Annotated in this window: 12 protein-coding genes and 2 tRNA genes; 2 read left to right on the top strand and 12 right to left on the bottom strand. The window is 62.4% G+C overall.

Translation table 11 applies throughout. From position 1 onward, the window contains the following. The first annotated feature begins 2 nt into the window (after positions 1-2). Together AB5Z54_RS02680 and AB5Z54_RS02675 are read left to right on the top strand one after the other, a co-directional pair. Positions 3-401, top strand: coding sequence for a DUF1667 domain-containing protein (locus AB5Z54_RS02680; RefSeq protein WP_368142353.1), 399 nt, complete (start codon positions 3-5; stop codon positions 399-401). A gap of 481 nt (positions 402-882) precedes the next feature. Then, the gene (locus AB5Z54_RS02675) at positions 883-1,971 is read left to right on the top strand and encodes a M24 family metallopeptidase (RefSeq protein WP_368160079.1); all 1,089 of its coding nucleotides are present in this window, start codon (positions 883-885) and stop codon (positions 1,969-1,971) included. Between the two features lie 348 nt (positions 1,972-2,319). Here AB5Z54_RS02675 and AB5Z54_RS02670 read toward each other — a convergent pair whose 3' ends face one another. The 12 genes from AB5Z54_RS02670 to AB5Z54_RS02615 all read right to left on the bottom strand — a co-directional run bounded on the left by AB5Z54_RS02670 (position 2,320) and on the right by AB5Z54_RS02615 (position 17,846). Next, entirely contained in the window at positions 2,320-3,663 is a 1,344-nt protein-coding gene (locus AB5Z54_RS02670) for a bifunctional folylpolyglutamate synthase/dihydrofolate synthase (RefSeq protein ID WP_368160077.1), read from the bottom strand. A gap of 246 nt (positions 3,664-3,909) precedes the next feature. Next, positions 3,910-6,606 (bottom strand): valine--tRNA ligase, encoded by a 2,697-nt coding sequence (locus tag AB5Z54_RS02665; RefSeq protein WP_368160075.1) that lies wholly within the window; start codon positions 6,604-6,606, stop codon positions 3,910-3,912. A 337-nt stretch (positions 6,607-6,943) separates the two neighbouring features. Further along, a complete protein-coding gene (clpX, locus tag AB5Z54_RS02660; protein WP_368160072.1) occupies positions 6,944-8,350 on the bottom strand; it encodes an ATP-dependent Clp protease ATP-binding subunit ClpX in 1,407 nt (468 codons plus the stop codon). A 1-nt stretch (position 8,351) separates the two neighbouring features. Then, positions 8,352-8,972 carry an ATP-dependent Clp protease proteolytic subunit gene (locus tag AB5Z54_RS02655; RefSeq protein WP_022095182.1) on the bottom strand — a complete coding sequence of 207 codons (621 nt, stop codon included), beginning with the start codon at positions 8,970-8,972 and terminating at the stop codon, positions 8,352-8,354. Positions 8,973-9,134: 162 nt separating this feature from the next. Beyond that, positions 9,135-10,436 (bottom strand): trigger factor, encoded by a 1,302-nt coding sequence (gene tig / locus AB5Z54_RS02650; protein WP_158558666.1) that lies wholly within the window; start codon positions 10,434-10,436, stop codon positions 9,135-9,137. Between the two features lie 88 nt (positions 10,437-10,524). Further along, positions 10,525-10,608, bottom strand: a tRNA-Leu gene (locus AB5Z54_RS02645). A 431-nt stretch (positions 10,609-11,039) separates the two neighbouring features. Continuing rightward, positions 11,040-13,871, bottom strand: a complete 2,832-nt coding sequence (locus AB5Z54_RS02640) for a molybdopterin-dependent oxidoreductase (RefSeq protein ID WP_346979048.1) — start codon at positions 13,869-13,871, stop codon at positions 11,040-11,042. Then, entirely contained in the window at positions 13,871-14,773 is a 903-nt protein-coding gene (locus tag AB5Z54_RS02635) for an FAD binding domain-containing protein (protein WP_368154293.1), read from the bottom strand. Before AB5Z54_RS02635 ends, AB5Z54_RS02640 begins: the two co-directional genes overlap by 1 nt. Before the next feature lie 164 nt (positions 14,774-14,937). After that, positions 14,938-16,293, bottom strand: coding sequence for an NADP-specific glutamate dehydrogenase (gdhA, locus tag AB5Z54_RS02630; RefSeq protein WP_368160069.1), 1,356 nt, complete (start codon positions 16,291-16,293; stop codon positions 14,938-14,940). A gap of 257 nt (positions 16,294-16,550) precedes the next feature. Beyond that, the gene (locus tag AB5Z54_RS02625) at positions 16,551-16,946 is read right to left on the bottom strand and encodes a putative Se/S carrier protein (protein ID WP_158558667.1); all 396 of its coding nucleotides are present in this window, start codon (positions 16,944-16,946) and stop codon (positions 16,551-16,553) included. Between the two features lie 15 nt (positions 16,947-16,961). Beyond that, a complete protein-coding gene (mobA, locus tag AB5Z54_RS02620; protein ID WP_368160065.1) occupies positions 16,962-17,594 on the bottom strand; it encodes a molybdenum cofactor guanylyltransferase in 633 nt (210 codons plus the stop codon). Between the two features lie 155 nt (positions 17,595-17,749). After that, a tRNA-Sec gene (locus tag AB5Z54_RS02615) sits at positions 17,750-17,846 on the bottom strand. Between the last annotated feature and the right edge of the window lie 40 nt (positions 17,847-17,886).

The raw sequence follows: 17,886 nt of genomic DNA, 5'->3' as shown, positions 1-17,886 counted from the left end.
CCATGAGCACGAATGCGACCGAGACATTGCAGTTCAACTGCACCACCTGCCCATCCGAATGCCTCCTGACCGTAGAGGTGGAGCGCGATGCCAACGGTACCATGGCAGAGGTTCGCTCCGTGACTGGCAACGGCTGCCCGCGCGGCGACAAGTTCGCACACCAGGAACTCACCTGTCCCATGCGCGTGCTCACCACCACCGTGGCCGTATCCGGCGGCGATGAGGCGCTGCTGCCCGTGCGCACGGCCGAAGCTATCCCGCTGGCACTCCACGCCCAAGCCATGGACCTCATCCGAGGCCTCGTCGTCGACGCCCCCATCCGCATGGGCGACGTCGTCCTCCCCAACCTCCTCAAAACGGGCATCGACCTCATCGCCAGCATGGAGATCGACCCCGCCTAGGTAGCTAATTTAGAACGGGGCTTTTTTAGCTACCCCGCCATCCACCCCACCCCTCCTCAATTGCGGTGAAATAGTTCCTGATTTCCGCCAAACCCCGGCATCCAGGAACTATTCCACCGCAACTATCCTTGGAATTGGTATTTAGCTTGTGCCTACTTTAGTACCATTTCAAAACTATGCCGGATTACGGGGCTGATTCGGAGACCCCCATCCATACCGGCAATTTTCGATTATTGATAAGCCCTCTACCTGCGGTTTTAATTTCGCGATTTTTCCCATGGTCAAGTAATACAGATCCAGCCCCGTAATCCGCCATACTTTTGAAACCGCCCATTTGGGACGGGCCTCTTATGACTACTTTTGCCTGCACGCTTGCCAGACTGGCCATGCCAAGGAGTGTCCCGAAGTACCGGCATAAAAGGAACGTCCCCATGTGCCGGGCTTGGGATACCATGGTGGCACCCTAGCGAAAGGACGATGTATGGCACATGTTGATGACCAGCGCGTGGCGCGCGTGCTCGATGCGCTCGAGGCTCAACACCCCGGCGCGCAGCTGCTCGTAAATGACCCGTGGTCGATTTATTACCTGACCGGTTTTTATGCCGAAATGTTCGAGCGTTTTTGCGGCGTGCTGCTCGCACGCGGTAGCGAGCCCGCAATCTTGGTCAACGCGCTGCATCAGCTGCCCGAGTATGACAATGCCCGCGTTGCCTACCACACCGATACCGACGTCGTGGCCGATGCCATCGCTCGCGAAATCGATCCGACCAAACCGCTCGGCATCGACACCGTCATGCGCTCTGGCTTTTTGATGCCGCTCCTAGAGCGCCACGCCGCAAGCGAGTTTTTCCTGGGTGACTTTGCCGTCACCGCAGCGCGCACCCACAAGGATGCCACCGAGCAGGAGCTCATGCGCGCGTCCTCGGCCGCCAACGACGCCGTGATGGACGACGCCATCAAGCTCGTCCACGAGGGCGTGACGGAACGCGAGATTGCCGACCAGATGCTTGGCTTGTATCGCAAGCACGGCTGCGAGGGCTTTAGCTTTCCGCCCATCGTGAGCTTTGGCGCCAACGCCGGCGACCCGCATCACGAACCCGACGACGCCGCGCTCAAGCGCGGCGACGTGGTGCTGTTCGACATTGGTGGACGCCGCTGCAACTACTGCTCGGACATGACGCGTACGTTCTTTTGGGGCGAGCCGAACGAGGAGACGGCGCGCATCTACGATATCGTGCGCCGCGCCAACGAGGCCGCCGAAGCGCTCATCGCACCGGGCGTGCGCATGTGCGACCTGGACCGCGCCGCGCGCGACGTGATTGAAGACGCGGGCTACGGCAAATACTTTACGCATCGCCTGGGACACTCGATCGGCCTGCAGGATCACGAGCCGGGCGACGTCTCGCTCGTCAACGAGCAGGTCGTAGAGCCGGGCATGACCTTCTCAATCGAGCCGGGCATCTACCTCCCCGGCCGCACCGGCGTCCGCATCGAGGACCTTGCCCTGGTTACCGAGTCCGGCGTCGAGATTCTCAACGCCTACCCCCACGACCCAGTCCGCCTAGACTAGGCAATGCGGCAAAGGGGCTGTCCCTTTGCCGCATCACATGAATGTCGCCACATAAACGGCCTATCTACTACATTTAACCCGCATGGGTCGACCATAACCGGTTTTTCGCAAAATACGCAAGCCGTCTACCTGCGGTTTTAATTTCGCGATGTTCCGTGTGCTCGAGGGTAGTCGGTAAAACGTAGTAGATAGGCCCATTTCGTGGCAAGCGAGTCAACTCGGGGCACAGGGCAGCCAAAAAGCCCCGTCCCGAATTGGCTGCTTTTGAGTTGCGGTGATATACGGACTGTTTCAGGCTTCTGGCTTGTAAAACAGTCCGTATTTCACCGCAACCGATGAGGGGATGGGTTAGCGGAGCAGGCCGGCTACTTCGCCGGCTAGGGTGATGGTGCCGGCGGCAACGAAGGACTCGTCTGCGGCATCGAAGGCCGCGAGGGCCTCGGACACGCTGGGGTACACGCCAACAAGCTTGTCAGCGTCCACAAGTGCGGCGAGTTCTTCTGCCGGTAGGGCGCGATCGGAATCGGTCTGGGTCACAACCACGCGCGGGAAGGCCGGGATCAGTACGTCGACGATGCCCGCCACGTCCTTGTCAGCCAGCGCGGCACACAGCAGGGTGGGGCGACTCTCCACGCACGGATCGATCTCGTCCAGCGCGCTTACAAAGTTCTCGCAGCTCTGGGGGTTATGGCAGGCGTCGATCAGCTTGAGTGGATCGGTTCCCAGCACATCAAAACGGCCCGGCGTGGGACAGCCCATAAGCGAAGCGTCGAGCGCATCATGGTCGAGCTCACGACCCAGATACCCCTCGCACAGCATAATCGCGCACGCGGCATTCTGCGGCTGATAGGCCGGTTTGACCATGCTCGACGTATAGATCGCGCGCGGCGTGGTGCAGCTAAACTCAATCGTATCGCCCACATGCGCCGGCACCTTAGTCGTGGCGTGGCTCACCACGAGCGGCACGATGCCGCACTCGCGGCAACGGGCATCCATCACGCGCTGAACGCTCGCCTCGTGCGTGCCCTCGCCCAGCACAACCAGGCGTCCGGGCTTAATGACCGCAGCCTTCTCCCCCGCAATGGCCTCGAGCGTATCGCCCAAAATGCGCGTGTGGTCGAGGCCGATGCCCGTAATGGCAACGGCGACGGGATCGGTCGCACTCGTAGCGTCCCAACGGCCGCCCATGCCAACCTCGAGTACAGCAACGTCCACTGCAGCCTCGGCAAACACCACCAGCGCGGCAGCCGTAAGCAGGTCAAACGGCGTAATGGTGTACGCTCGCTCCCCCGCCGCCACACGACGAGCATTCACGCGATGCCCCGCCTCGACGGCGGCAGAAACGCCACGAGCAAAGGCCTCATCACTCACAACGCGCCCATCGACCTCCATGCGCTCGGGATAGCGCACCAACTGCGGCGACGTATACAGTGCGGTCTTTAACCCCTCACCGCAAAGGATGGCAGCCGAAAAACGCGTGGTCGAAGTCTTGCCATTGGTACCGGCAACCTGAATGCAATCGAAATACTCATCCGGACGTCCCAGCTCATCGAGCATATCGATAACCGTCTCAAGCAGAGGCCCAGCATCCCCAGAAATCCGCCCCGTATCAGCAGCAAGCCCCACAGCCTCACCAAACGAAAGCAAATCAAACTCAAAAGGAACGGTATACAAGCCAGAACGCTTAGGCATTTTCAGAACCGCCATTCATAGAAAAATAAAACAGTATAGGTTGAGGATAGTCAGCGAAAACGCCTCTGATGAGCCAAGGTGCCGTGAAACAAGGGCGCATAGGGCTTATGCCCATGCGCCCGAAGTTGAACGGCAGATTGGCCATCAGAGGCGTTTGTAGCGTCGAGTCAGCCGCCGTTCGTTAGAACGGCGGAATAGGTGTCCGCAGCGGAGAGCAAAGCATCGAGACGCGCCCCCAAGTTAGACCTACGAGAAGTCAGCAACCTGAGCAGTCAGCGCCGCCAGGATCTCCTTGAGCTCAGCTGCACGGTCCCTCTTCTTCTGCACCACCGCGGGCGCGGCCTTGGCCACAAAGCCCTCGTTGGCAAGCGTCTTCTCGCAGCCGGCGAGCTCCTTCTGGGCCGCGGCGATCTCCTTCTCCAGGCGCGCCTTCTCGGCCGAAAGATCGACCTTGCCCTCGAGCACCACAAAGACCTCGACGCCGCTGTCGACCACGGCGATGCTCGCGGCAGGCTTCTCAACGTCGGTACCCATGACCAGCGAGGCGGTGTTAGCCAGCGGTTCAATCGTCGAGCGTAGGCTCTCGAGCTTCTCAATGTCCTCGGCACCGGCGCGCACGACCACATCGAGCTCGGCCTTGGGGCTCAAGCGGTAACGCGAACGCGTGGCGCGGGCGGCGGAAACGACGGCGCGGCACAGCTCAAACGCACGCTCGGCGTCCTCGTCAACATACTTAGCGTAGTCGGCGGGCTCCGGCCACTTGGCGATCATGAGCGCCTCGGCGCGGTCCAGGTTGCCCTCGGCGTCCAGATCGAGCACGCTCGCCGGCATGTTGTCCCAAATCTCCTCGGTGACAAACGGCATGAGCGGGTGCATCAGGCGAATGGAGGTGTCGAGCACAAAGATCAGGTTGCGCTGAACCTGAAGACGGCCCTCGCCCTTCAGGCGGGCCTTGGTGACCTCGACGTACCAGTCGCAGACCTCGTTCCAGAAGAACTGCTGCACGCCGCGGGCCATGTCACCAAAGGTGTAGTTCTCAATACCCTCGGTGACCATCTTGACGGCCTTGGCCAGGCGGCTGAACATCCAGGCGTCGGCCGGCGTCTCCACGACGGGCTCGCCGGGCGTGTAGCCCTCCATGTTCATGAGCAGGAAGCGGCTGGCGTTCCAGATCTTGGTCACAAACGACTTAGCCTGGTCGGTACGCGGGCTGTCGATGAGCTTCTTGGTCTTCTTGTCGATGTTCGCGTCGAACTTGACGTCCTGGTTGTTGGTGCACAGCGTGAGCAGGTTGAAGCGCATGGCGTCGGCGCCGTACATGCCAATGAGGTCCATGGGGTCAACACCGTTGCCCTTGGACTTGGACATGCGGCTGCCGTCCTTGGCAAGGATCGTCGGGTAGATGACGACGTCCTTAAACGGCACCTCGTCCAGGAAGTACAGCGAACTCATGACCATGCGGGCGACCCACAGCGCGATGATGTCGCGCGCGGTGACGAGCGCCGTCGTGGGGTGATGTCCCTCGAGCAGCTCCGGCTTTTGCGGCCAGCCCTGCGTGGCGAAGGTCCACAGCTGCGAGCTAAACCAGGTGTCCAGCACGTTCTCGTCCTGATGCACGTGATGGCCACCGCACTTGGGGCACACATCGGTGTCCTCGGTAAGGGCGTCCTCCCAGCCGCAGTCCTCGCAGTAGAACACGGGGATGCGGTGGCCCCACCACAGCTGGCGCGAGATGCACCAGTCCTTGAGGTTTTCCATCCAGGTGGTGTAGGTCTGCGTCCAGCGCGCGGGGTGGAAGGTGACCTTGCCGGAATTGACGGCGTCGAGCGCCGGCCCCTTGAGCTTATCGACGGCGACGAACCACTGCTCGGACAGCCACGGCTCAAGCGCGGCGTCGCAACGGTAGCAGTGCATGACGGAGTGGTCGTGCTCCTCGACGTGGTCGAGCAGGCCGTGCTCGTCGAACCACTTGATGACGGCCTCGCGGCACTCCTCGCGGGTCATGCCGGTAAACTCGCCGTAGCCCTCGACGACCACCGCGTGCTCGTCGAAGATATTGATCTGCGGCAGGTCGTGAGCCTGACCCATGGCGTAATCGTTGGGGTCGTGGGCCGGGGTGACCTTAACGAAGCCGGAACCGAAGTTGGCATCGACATGCCAATCCTCAAAGATGGGGATCTCGCGGTCGACGATGGGGAGCTTGACGGTCTTGCCCACGAAGGCGGCCTTCTCGGGGTCCTTCGGGGAGACGGCGACGCCCGTGTCGCCGAGCATGGTCTCGGGGCGCGTGGTGGCGACGACGATGTAGTCCTGGCCGTTGACCGGCTCGGTCAGCGGGTAGCGCAGGTGCCACAGGTGGCCCTTCTCGTCCTTGTACTCGGCCTCATCGTCCGAGATGGCGGTGGTGCAGTTGGGGCACCAGTTGACGATGCGCTTGCCGCGGTAGATCAGACCATCGTGGTACCAGTCGCAAAAGACCTTGCGCACGGCCTGCGCGTAGTCCTCGTCCATGGTAAAGCGCTCGTTATCGAAGTCGACGGAGCAGCCCATGCGCTTGATCTGCTCGACGATGATGCCGCCGTACTCGTGGGTCCAGTCCCAGCAGGCGTCGACAAACTTGTCGCGGCCAATCTCCAGGCGGCTAATGCCCTCGCTCTTGAGCTTCTTGTCGACCTTAGTCTGCGTGGCGATACCGGCGTGGTCGGTACCCAGCACCCAACGCGTGGACTTGCCGCGCATGCGGGCCATACGGATGATGGCGTCCTGGATGGAGTCGTCGGTAGCGTGGCCCATGTGGAGCTTGCCGGTCACGTTGGGAGGCGGAATGGTGACGGTGCAGTCGCCCACGCCCTCGCGGCGCTTGTAGTAGCCGCCGTCGAGCCACTTCTGCAGGATCGCCGGCTCGTTGGTCGACGGATCGTAGTTCTTGGGCATCTCTTCCATATATCTCTCCCTTGCCCGTCGGCGTGTCCGCCTGCTTGGTTTTCGCTCGGTCAGGTCCTGACTCGCACGAAGAGCACATTAAGTGCTCTTCGGCTCGTGCGGAATCTACGAAAACCAAGCAGGCGGACACGCCTTAGGTATCGATTACTTCAGTCTGAAGGTACTAACTTGACAATCTCACAGAATAGCACAGGCATACCTGCCGAAAAGGGACAGGTTTATTTTGGTAGGTTTTATCAGGGGAAACGACATTTGTCCATATAAAACCGACCAAAATAAACCTGTCCCTAAATGGCAGGCCCCGCGGTGGTTGCCGCGGGGCCTGGATTCAAGCTATTTACCCGTAGATGCGCTGGGGCTGCTCTTCGCCCTTTACGGAGGCTTCGGTCACAATGACCTTGGAAACGCCCTCCTCGCTGGGCAGGTCGAACATCGTCTGCTGCAGCACGTCCTCGCAGATGGAGCGTAGGCCGCGGGCGCCGGTCTTGCGGGCGAGCGCCATGCGGGCGATCTCGTGCAGGGCGGCGTCCTCAAACTCAAGCTCAACGTCCTCGAGCTGGAACATCTTGCGGTACTGGCGCACCACGGCGTTCTTGGGCTCGGTCAAAATCGACACCAGGTCGTCCTCGTCGAGCGCCTGCGTCTGGGTGACGACGGGCGTACGTCCCACAAACTCGGGGATCATGCCAAAGGCGTTGAGGTCCTGCGGGAGCACCTGACGCAGCAGGTCGTTCTCGTCGACCGAGGTGGGGCCGGCGATCTCTGAGTTAAAGCCAACGCCCTTGTTTCCCACGCGATCGGCGATGATCTTGTCCAGACCCACGAAGGCACCACCGCAGATGAACAGGATGTTGGTCGTGTCGATCTGCAGCAGCTCCTGCTGGGGATGCTTGCGGCCGCCGGTGGGCGGAACGCTGGCCACCGTGCCCTCAAGAATCTTAAGCAGCGCCTGCTGAACGCCCTCGCCCGAAACATCGCGGGTGATGGAGAGGTTCTCGGCCTTGCGGGCGATCTTGTCAATCTCGTCCACGTAGATGATGCCCACCTGCGCGCGCTCGATATCGCCATCGGCAGCATTAATGAGCTTGAGCAGGATGTTCTCCACGTCCTCGCCAACGTAACCTGCCTCAGTAAGCGCGGTGGCATCGGCGATGGCAAACGGCACCTCGAGGATGCGCGCAAGCGTCTGGGCGAGCAGAGTCTTACCGGTACCGGTGGGACCGAGCAGCAAGATGTTGGACTTGGCGAGCTCCACCTCGTCCATATCGTCGTCGAACTGCGAGTCCAAGCCGTCGTCAAAGGCAGACACGGCGGCGCCGCCCTCAATCACGCGGCGATAGTGGTTGTACACGGCAACCGACATGGCGCGCTTGGCGTCCTCCTGGCCCATAACATAGGCCGAAAGCTCGTCATAGATCTCGTGCGGCGTCGGCACGTGCGTGATGACCTGGCGGTCGTCCTCGAGCTCAAAGCCCTCGGTCTCGGGGTCCACGGCGGGCTGGGATGCAGCCTGACCATGGTCGTTGAGGAAGCCCGGCAGCTTGCCGTTGCGGGCAGCGTCCATAAAGTCCGAAGCCAGCGACTCCTCCAGAATCTCGGAACAGGCGGCGACGCACTCGTCACAGATAAAGATGTTGGTCGGGCCCTTTACGAGGCGACGGACCTGGCCCTGCTCTTTTCCGCAGAAGGAGCAGCGGATGGGGTTGCCGTTCTCGTCGAAGCCGTCCTGCATGTTACCGGCCATCCTAGGCGTCCTTCGCGGCGAGATCGCGCGAGGTGACAATGCGGTCGATCAGGCCGTAGTCGAGGGCCTCGGCAGCCGTGAGGTAGTTGTCGCGCTCGGTATCGGCTTGGACCTTCTCGATGGGCTGGCCCGATGCGTCGGACAGAATCTGGTTGAGCTCGCGACGGGTCTTCTTGATCTCCTCGGCCACGATCTCGATCTCGGTCTGCTGGCCCTGCGCACCGCCGCTGGGCTGGTGAATCATGACCTTGGAATGCGGCAGGCAGAAGCGCTTGCCCTTGGCGCCGGCAGAAAGCAGCACAGCGGCCATGGACGCGGCCATACCGACGCAGATGGTGGAGACCTGCGGCTTGATGAAGTTCATGGTGTCCAGAATCGCCAGGCCGGAGTAAACCTCGCCGCCGGGCGAATTGATGTAGAGCGAGATATCCTTCTCGGCATCCTGGCTCTCAAGATGCAGCAGCTGGGCAACGACCAGGTTGGCGCTGACGGAGTTGATCTCCTCGCCCAAGAAGATGATGCGGTCGTTGAGCAGGCGCGAATAGATATCGTAGCTGCGCTCGCCGCGCGGCGTCTGCTCGATAACGTATGGCACGAGGGCGGAATCGAACTTAGCGATCATACGCATCTCCATTTCTCTTACGGACCAATAATGGTTCTAGATAAACGTACGGTGCCCGCATGCTATGCATTGGCTGGCACCGTACGAAGCAACCGGATAACCGGTGTATAACTTTACCCCATCACGGGCGCACCCATGCGCTCGTGGACAAGGTGGCGAGAATTACTCGGCGTCCTTAGCGGTCTCGTCGACCTCGGTCACCTTGGCGTTCTCGACCAGGTGGTCGACGGCCTTGGAGCGGCGGATGGACTCGCGGACGGCAGGCATGCGGCCATCGGCGATGAACTCGGCCTTGGAAGCCTCGACGTCCTTGACTCCGGCCTTCTCGAACTCGGCGTTGATGTCGTCCTCGGTGACCTCGATCTTGAGCTCGCGGGCGAGGGCGTCCAGAGCCAGGGACTCACGGGCAACGTCGTTGGCCTGCTTGTGCAGGTCGCCGATGAACTGCTCCATGGTCAGACCGGAAGCGGGCAGCCAGGTGTCGAGCGTCATGCCGCGGGCAGCGAGGTTGGACAGGAAGTTCTGGCCAAGCTCCTCAAAGACGGACTGCTCGTAGTCGGCGTCCATCTCGTCGAGCTGCAGGCGCTCGGCGAGAGCGGAGACGCAACGGTTCTCCTTCTCGGCCGGAAGGCGAGAAGCCTTGTCCTGCTCGATCTCGATCTTGATGGCGTCGCGCATAGCGTCGATGCTGTCGAAGCCAAAGTCGGACTTGACGAGCTCGTCGGTGAGCTCGGGGGTGTTGCGGACCTTGATGCCCTTGACGGTGACCTCGACGGTGTGGGTCTCGGCCTCCTCGCCCTCCTCGACCTCGTCGGTCCAGGTGACGGTCTTGACGTCGTCAACGTTAGCGCCGATCAGGGCCTCATTGAACTCCTTGGGGTTGCTGTCGCTACCGGCGATGAGCATACGGCCCTCGGCGGCAAAGTTGTCGGCGTTCTCGACGGCCTTGAGGTCGACGGTGACGTAGTCCTCGGCCTCGACGGCGCGACCCTCGACGTCCTCGAAGGTGGCACGGTAGTTGAGGAGCATCTCGACCTGGTTGTTGATCTCGGACTCGGTGACCTCCGCAGGGGGCATCTCGATCTCGACGGCGTCGAAGGAGGAGAGCTCAGCGGCGGGACGCAGGGAGAACTCGACGGTGTAGGTGTAGTCCTCGTGATCCTTGGCGAGGTCGAGCTCCTTGTAGTCACCGCTCTTGGTGGGGACGATGTCCAGCTCGTTGAGGACGGCGGGCTCGTTGGCGGCGATCAGGTCGTTGGTGGCCTGAGCGAGGGTAGCCTCGGCGCCAAGAGCGGAGTCGATGACCGGACGGGGGGCCTTACCGGCGCGGAAGCCCGGGAAGCGGTACTTCTTGGCGGTGTCCTTGTAGGCCTTCTTGATCGCGGCGTCGACGTCGGCGGCCGGGATGGTGACCGTAGCGGTGAGCTTGGCGTCCTTGACGTCAGAAGCGGTGATGTTCAACACGTTCCTCCTCATACTGCCCAGCTTATCTGAGGTGCTGGTACCTTTATGCAACAAAGTGTCGCGACGGCCAGGGCCGACGCAGATGCGTTGGTGCGGGCGAAAGGACTCGAACCTTCACGGGAATCCCACCAGAACCTAAATCTGGCGCGTCTACCAATTCCGCCACGCCCGCATGAGCGCACAGACTAGGAATGATAGCAGATACGAACGGCAAGCGCACGCACACCTTTTACAGGCTCACGACCTCACCACGAGAGCAAGCCAATAGAGCACGCCACCCCATCTCATAAGTTGCGGTGGAATAGGGACTGTTTGGGGCTCCAGTCCTCCAAAACAGTCCCTATTCCACCGCAACTTCGGTGGGACTCGGCAGTCAGGCGATGCTGGCCATGCGCCGGAAAGCGTGTCCCGGTTTGGGGCCTCGGAATGGGATGCAATTTCCGCTATAGCCATCAACCGGAAACTGCAACCCGTTTTGAGCCCCTATTCCGGGATGCACTTTCCGCCAAGGCCCTCAAACGGAAACTGCAGCCCACAATTCAGTTGAAAAGTGGGCTGCAGTTTCCCCGGGCTAGGCAATGAGCGGGTACAGCGCCTCCTCGCCTACTCCCCCAGCAGGGCCTTCTCGGGCGTGATGGGCAGCGAGCGAACCTGGTGGCCGGTGGCGTGCGCCACGGCCGAGGCCACGGCGGCGAGCGGCGTGTTGATGACGACCTCGCCGATTGACTTGGCGCCAAACGGGCCCGTCGGCTCGTAGCTCGGCTCAAAGGCCACGCGAATGCTTCCGATATCCAGGCGCGTGGGCAGCTTGTAGCTCATAAAGTTGCCGGTACGCAGGCGGCCGCGATCATCGTGCTCGACGATCTCGTAGAGCGCGTGGCCGATGCCCTGGGCAATGCCGCCCTCGGCCTGGACGCGCGCGAGCGCCTCGTTGATCACGGTGCCGCAGTCCACAGCCGCAGCGTAATCCACCACAGTCACCTTGCCGGTGGCCTTGTCGACCTCGACCTCGGCAATGCCGGCCATAAACGGCGGAGGCGAAACGGGCAGGCAGGCAGAGGCATGCGAGGTGAGCGCATCGCCGCCCGCGATGTTCTTGACGCACAGGTTGGCAAAGTCGCGCAGCGTGAGGTAGCGGTTCTGCTCACGCGCGGCGCGCTCGTCGGACAGGCGCACGTACTGACCATCGAAGACCACGTCGGCGGCGTCCAGGTCCCACATCTGGGCAGCCTTGGCGCAAATCTTCTCGCGCAGCTCGGTCGCGGCGTTCTTGGCGGCAAGGCCCGTCACGTAGGTACCGGAGCTCGCGTACGAGCCGGCGTCGAACGGCGACACGTCGGTGTCCACGCCGCGCACCACAATGAGCGAGCTCTCCACGCCCAGCTCCTCGGCGGCAATCTGCGCCAGGATCGTGTCGACGCCCATGCCGTTATCGGTGGCGCCGGTGCCGATGGTAATGAAGCCGTCCTCTTCCAGGCGCATGTCGATGCCGGCGATATCCACGTTGGAGATACCAGAGCCCTGCATGGTGAGCGCACAGCCCAGAGCACGCACGCGGTCGCCCAGGTCCACGGCCAGCGGCTTGTCGCGCCAGCCGATCATGTCCATCGCGCGCAGCAGGCAGCGGTCGAGCGCGCAGGCGTTGAGCTTCTCGTTGTAGTACTGCGGCATGACCTCGCCCTCGCGCACGATGTTCTTAAGGCGCAGGTCGGCGGGGTCCATGTGCAGCATGTCGGCGAGCTCGTTGACGGCGCTCTCCACGGCAAACTGGCCCTGGGTGGCACCGTAGCCACGATACGCGCCGCCACGGTTGGTATTGGTGTAGACGGCGTCCCAGCTAAAGCGGCTTGCCTTCACATGGTTGTAGATGGGCAGGCTCTTGTGGCCCGAAAGGCCGATCGTTGTGGTAGCGTGCTCGCCGTACGCGCCGGCGTTGGACAGCGTATGCAGGTCGATGGCCGTGATGGTGCCGTCGTTCATGGCGCCCAGCTTAACGGTCATCTGCATCTGGTGGCGCGAGTTGCCCGCGGTGATGGTCTCCTCGCGGGTGTAGCAGCAGTAGCTCGGGCGGCCGGTCTGCTGCGTCACGAACGCCACGAAGATCTCGCAGCAGCCCGTCTGCTTGGAGCCAAAGCCGCCACCGATACGCGGCTTGATGACCTGCACCTGCGACTGCGGAATGTCGAGCGACTGCGCGACCATGCGGCGAACGTGGAAGGGCACCTGTGTAGAGGTGGTCACCGAGATGCGCCCGAACGCGTCGGTCGTCGCGAAAGCGCGGAAGGTCTCCATGGGCGCGGTCTGCGTGGCCTGGCTGGTGTAGGTACGCTCAAAGACGATGTCGCTCTGGGCGAATGCCTCGTCAAGGTCGCCAAAATCACTGGTACCGCTGCACACCAGGTTGCGAGCAACGTCGCCGCCCTGCGGGAACATAAAGGTCACGTCGCCCTCGGGGTGGACCACGATGTCGTTATCGAGCGCCTGGGTAAAGTCGAGCAGGGGCTCGAGCACCTCATAGTCGACCTTGATGAGCTTGAGTGCCTTGTCGGCGGCCTCCTCGGTCTCGGCGGCGACGATCGCCACCTCCTCGTTTTGGTAGCGAACCAGGTTCTCGAGAATCAGGCGGTCGTAGGGACTCGGCTGCGGATAGCTCTGACCGGCGATGGTAAAGCGGCGCTGGGGCACGTCCTCGTAGGTGTAGACGCCCACCACGCCGGGCACCTTCAGGGCGCGCGATGTATCGATGGAGCGGATCTTGGCGCGGGCATAGGGGCTGCGTTTGAGCTTGACGATCAGGGCGCCGGCGGGCACCAGGTCGCCCGTGTAGACGGGACGTCCCTCGAGCAGGGCCTTCGAGTCCTTCTTGGGCTGCTTGTGAGTGATCTGCTTGTAGGAGACACCGTCGCAGCTGGTGTCGTTGACCGGCAGCTCGGGCATCTCAAAGCCCACCTGCACGCCGGACTCGTTGAGGAAGCGCACGATGGCGCGCAGCTGGCTCTCGTAGCCGCTGCAACGGCAGAGGTTGCCGGCAAGCTGGCGCGAGAGCTCCTCGCGCGTGGCGACGAGGCTCGGGTCCTCCTTGGCGGCGCGGGCAAGCGCCAGCACGTTCATGATAAGGCCGGGGGCGCAAAAACCGCACTGCTCGGCGCCTTCGGCAGCCATTGCGCGGGCGAGCGCCTCGGACTCGGCCTTGAGGCCCTCGAGCGTGGTGATGGTGTGGCCCTCAACACGGGCGGCGGGAACCGAGCAGCTCAGCACCGGGTCGCCGTCGAGCCACACCGTACACAGACCGCAGTTGGTGGTCTCGCAGGCGCAGCGCACCGACGCGCAGCCCTGCTCGCGCAAAAGCGAAAAGAGCATGGTGTCGGGGGCAATCTGAACCTTGACCTTGCGGCCGTTGAGCGTAAAGGAAAGATCGATGAGTTTGGCAGCCATTAGCGCACCTCGCTAGAATCGACGCCGGGCACGCGGCGGCAGGAATACTCGTCCGTGGCAAACTTAGGCACTTGCACGGACTCGAGCTCGCGGGCAAGCGCAGCCGAGAGCTCGATGCCGGCGGCGCGACGCACAGCCTGGACGGCAAGCGGGGCCGAGATGCGGCGGCGGTAGTCGGCCGAGCCCCAAAGGTTGGTGCCGTAGCTCAGGGAACGCACGGATGCGGCAAGGGCGCGAAGCTCGTCCTCGGAAGGCTGCTCGTTCACCAGGCCACAAGCCTCGCCCTGCAGCAGGGTCGCGCGCAGCGGGCGGGCGCCCACGGTGACATGCCAGCTGTTGTCCCACCAGGCGGCGGTGACGTTTAAGGAGGGGAAGTCGGTCGCGGCCTTGCGCACGGCCTCGTAGCTCGCACGGTAATCGTGCTTGACGACCACGACGCGCTCGATCACGTCACGTACGTAGCCCATGTCCACGAACTCCGCGAGCGGCACGCGGCCGGCGCCCGTCAGCTCAACATAGGAATCGAGCGCCAAAAAGGCCGAGAGCACGTCCGAAAAACCAAAGCGGCCGTAGATGCTGCCGCCCACCGTGGCGGTATTGCGCAGCTGCACGCCTACGATATCGTGGACGGCGAACTCAAAGACATTGTTGACAAGCGCGTTGAGCCCGGCATGACGCTCGAGCTGGCGCAGGGTACACATGGCACCGATGCGAAACTCGGTCTCGGTCTCCTCGATCTGATCGAGTCCGCAGGCCGAAAGGTCAATCGCCGTCGCGACGCGACGCGAACCCAAGCGCATCCAAATGCCACCGCCCACAATCTTGTTGTTGCGGTTCTTCTGCAAGAGCTCATAGGCTTCGGCCGCGTTTCCAACACGGACGTAGGTACCGAACTTGAGCACGTTCTCCCCCATCTCTTCACTTGTCCAGTACCTTTAAGTGTACCAAACGAGGGGGCACAGCTCGTGTCGGGACAAAATGAACCGTTTTCCTCCGTCGCATGCGGATCAAAAAAGGCTCCCGGCGTTGAGCCGAGAGCCTCATTAGATGCTATGTCAGGCAGGGTTTAGCAGACGCCCTGGGCGAGCATGGCATCGGCGACCTTCAGGAAGCCGGCGATGTTGGCGCCCATGACGAAGTTGCCCTCCTCGCCGTACTTCTTGGCGGTGTCGTCCACGTTGTGGAACATGCCGCGCATGAGCTGTTCGAGCTTGCCGTCGACCTCCTCGAAGGTCCAGGACAGGTGCTCGGCGTTCTGGCTCATCTCCAGGCCGGACACGAGCACGCCACCGGCGTTGGCAGCCTTACCGGGCATAAAGGCGACGCCGTTCTCCTGGAAGTAGGTCGTGGCCTCGATGGTCGTGGGCATGTTCGCGCCCTCGCCGACCACCTTGCAGCCGTTGGCGACGAGCGCCTGGGCGTCCTCGAGCAGCAGCGTGTTCTCGCGAGCGCAGGGCAGCGCGATGTCGCAGGGCAGCTGCCAAACGCCACGGCCGTCGCCCTCGTGCCACACGGCGTTGGGCTTCTCGTCAACGTACATGGCGAGCGTGACACCCTTGTCGTGGCCGGAGCGCTTCTTGTTGTAGACATGCTCGAGCACGGTGTAGTCGATACCGTCGGGATCCTCGACCCAGCCGTGGGTGTCGGAGCAGGCCAGTACCTTGCCGCCGAGCTGGGCGACCTTCTGGACCGCGTAGATGGCAACGTTACCGGAGCCGTGAACGACGACGTTCTTGCCCTCGAAGGAGTCACCGCGGCTCTTGAGGTACTCGTCCACAAAGTAGACCAGACCGTAACCGGTGGCCTCGGTACGGGCGAGCGAGCCGCCAAAGGAGAGGCCCTTGCCGGTAAGGACACCGGTCCACTCGTTGGTCAGGCGCTTGTACTGACCGAACAGGTAGGCAACCTCGCGGCCGCCAACGCCCAGGTCGCCGGCGGGAACGTCGGTGTTGGGGCCAATGTGGCGATAGAGCTCGGTCATGAAGGACTGGCAGAAGTGCATGATCTCGTTGTTGGACTTGCCCTTGGGGTCAAAGTCGGAACCGCCCTTGCCGCCACCCATGGGAAGGGTGGTCAGGCTGTTCTTGAGAATCTGCTCCAGGCCCAGGAACTTGAGCATGCCCAGGGTGACCGTCGGGTTAAAGCGCAGGCCGCCCTTGTAGGGTCCAATGGCAGAGTTGAACTCGACGCGGTAGCCGCGGTTGACCTGGACCTTGCCCTGGTCGTCGACCCAGGGGACACGGAACATGACGATGCGCTCGGGCTCGACGAGGCGCTCCAGCAGGGCGGCCTCCTCGTACTCGGGATGGGCGTCGAGCGCCGGCTGGATGGTGCCGAGGATCTCGGTCGCGGCCTGGATGAACTCAGGCTGCTCGGGATAGCGGGCCTTGAGCTCGTCGAGAACTTTCTGCGTGTAGCTCATGCTTCCTCCAATTGATGGAAAAGAAAAGTGTCGTTCGAGGCGCCCCATGCGCCGCGAGCTTTATCGTTTATGGATAATATCGCACTGTTGCGGGAAAATTTCGCATAAGCCGACGAGCAGATGTTTCGTTTTGATTACGATGCAGGTAGAGGCGTTTTTGAGCGCCCGACGCACAAATCCCGTGTTTCGAAGCTGTTTCGTCCACGTGTTCCAAACCACCACATTGGGGACAGGCGCCTTTGTGGTGGCGTTGGTGGTTAGAGGACGAGCTGATGGTAGTCGGCGGGGGTAATGCGGCCTTCGGTGGCAGCACGGAAGGCGGCGAGCGCATCGCCGGAGAACGGCATGACCCAGCAAAGCCCACAGCCGGCAGTAATGGAGCCGGGCAGTGGCATGATGCGCCCGGGCACGCCGGCATCCAGGCACAGCTGCTCGCATTCCATCACATCGAAGGTGCTGTCAAACGACACGATAATCTTGCGCTCGTGGTCGAGGGCATCACCGGACGGGCCTTCGCGGTGTGCCTCGCGATACGCCGCGGCGGCCGCTTCCTCTTCCGCAGTATGTCCACAGCCACCGCAGCCGCAGGTACAGGGCTCGGAACCATCGCAAGTGCAAGGCTCTCCCGTGTCGGGGCAAATATCGTGAGACATGGCAACTCCAATCGTCTAGGCGAGTAACTCGGCCGCCGCAAACTCCTCGGGCGTATTGACGTTCTCGAAGCAGAGCGTCGAGCCCGCGGTCTTAACAATCTGCGGCTCATCCATATAACCAGCCTGAACGCGATTGATCAGGCAGCGAATGCGCTGGCGGTCGCAGGCGAGCAGCTCTTGGGCAACCGGCGTACACGCGTCACGACGCCAGACGGCGCAAAGCGGCTCAATCCCCCGCTCCTCGCGCGGCACGCACACGTCGAGCGCCTCGGCCTCAACACGATCGGCAAGCGCGCCGATGAGTTCCGGCGAGACAAACGGCATATCGCAGGCGACGATCGCCACGAGCGGCAATCGGACCGCGGCCAACGAACTCGCGATGCCGCGCATGGCACCCGCCGGCCCCTCAAGGTCCGACACTATTCGCGGCACCAGACCGCCAAACGCGCGCTGCTCAAGATAGACAAGCTCGCTGGGACGCGAAGTCGTCACGACTAACTCGCCGGCAACTGGAGCCAGCCGACCCAGCACGCGCTCGATGAGCGGCTCGCCGCAAAACGCCATGCGCGCCTTATCGCAGCCCATGCGCGACGACAACCCGCCCGCCTGGACGACACAAGAAAGATCGGCACGTCTTACGGTAGTCATACGACAAAACACCTCCATCGGCATGCTCGAAACCCGATGCACGAAGCCAGATACCGTCGCCGATAAAGCGGGCGGCACGGCAAACCTGTGCAAAAACAAAACAGCGCCTTTGCGGCACGCAGCAAGACCGCGAGCACAAAAGCGCTGGTAGCGTATGGCGGGAACGTATGTGAATCGAACACATCCAAGACGTTTTGCACGCCTCGCAACGGTTTTGAGGACCGCGGAGCCCACCGGAGCCCATCCGTTCCCAAGTGCGGCGGTATTTTACCAAACCGACAGGCCCCATCCC

Origin of the sequence: Collinsella aerofaciens (genome assembly GCF_040910185.1) — a bacterium.
In the GTDB taxonomy this organism is placed as follows: domain Bacteria; phylum Actinomycetota; class Coriobacteriia; order Coriobacteriales; family Coriobacteriaceae; genus Collinsella; species Collinsella aerofaciens_BF.
Note: the sequence above shows the minus strand (reverse complement) of the source record. Positions and strands in the feature narration are given on the sequence as shown.

Bases quoted from the DNA above. Each gene is read 5' to 3' on its own strand.
- AB5Z54_RS02680 (WP_368142353.1), top strand. From the start codon at position 3: ATGAGCACGAATGCGACCGAGACATTGCAGTTCAACTGCACCACCTGC.
- AB5Z54_RS02675 (WP_368160079.1), top strand. From the start codon at position 883: ATGGCACATGTTGATGACCAGCGCGTGGCGCGCGTGCTCGATGCGCTC.
- AB5Z54_RS02670 (WP_368160077.1), bottom strand. From the start codon at position 3,663: ATGCCTAAGCGTTCTGGCTTGTATACCGTTCCTTTTGAGTTTGATTTG.
- AB5Z54_RS02665 (WP_368160075.1), bottom strand. From the start codon at position 6,606: ATGGAAGAGATGCCCAAGAACTACGATCCGTCGACCAACGAGCCGGCG.
- clpX (WP_368160072.1), bottom strand. From the start codon at position 8,350: ATGGCCGGTAACATGCAGGACGGCTTCGACGAGAACGGCAACCCCATC.
- AB5Z54_RS02655 (WP_022095182.1), bottom strand. From the start codon at position 8,972: ATGATCGCTAAGTTCGATTCCGCCCTCGTGCCATACGTTATCGAGCAG.
- AB5Z54_RS02640 (WP_346979048.1), bottom strand. From the start codon at position 13,871: ATGGCTGCCAAACTCATCGATCTTTCCTTTACGCTCAACGGCCGCAAG.
- gdhA (WP_368160069.1), bottom strand. From the start codon at position 16,293: ATGAGCTACACGCAGAAAGTTCTCGACGAGCTCAAGGCCCGCTATCCC.
- AB5Z54_RS02625 (WP_158558667.1), bottom strand. From the start codon at position 16,946: ATGTCTCACGATATTTGCCCCGACACGGGAGAGCCTTGCACTTGCGAT.
- mobA (WP_368160065.1), bottom strand. From the start codon at position 17,594: ATGACTACCGTAAGACGTGCCGATCTTTCTTGTGTCGTCCAGGCGGGC.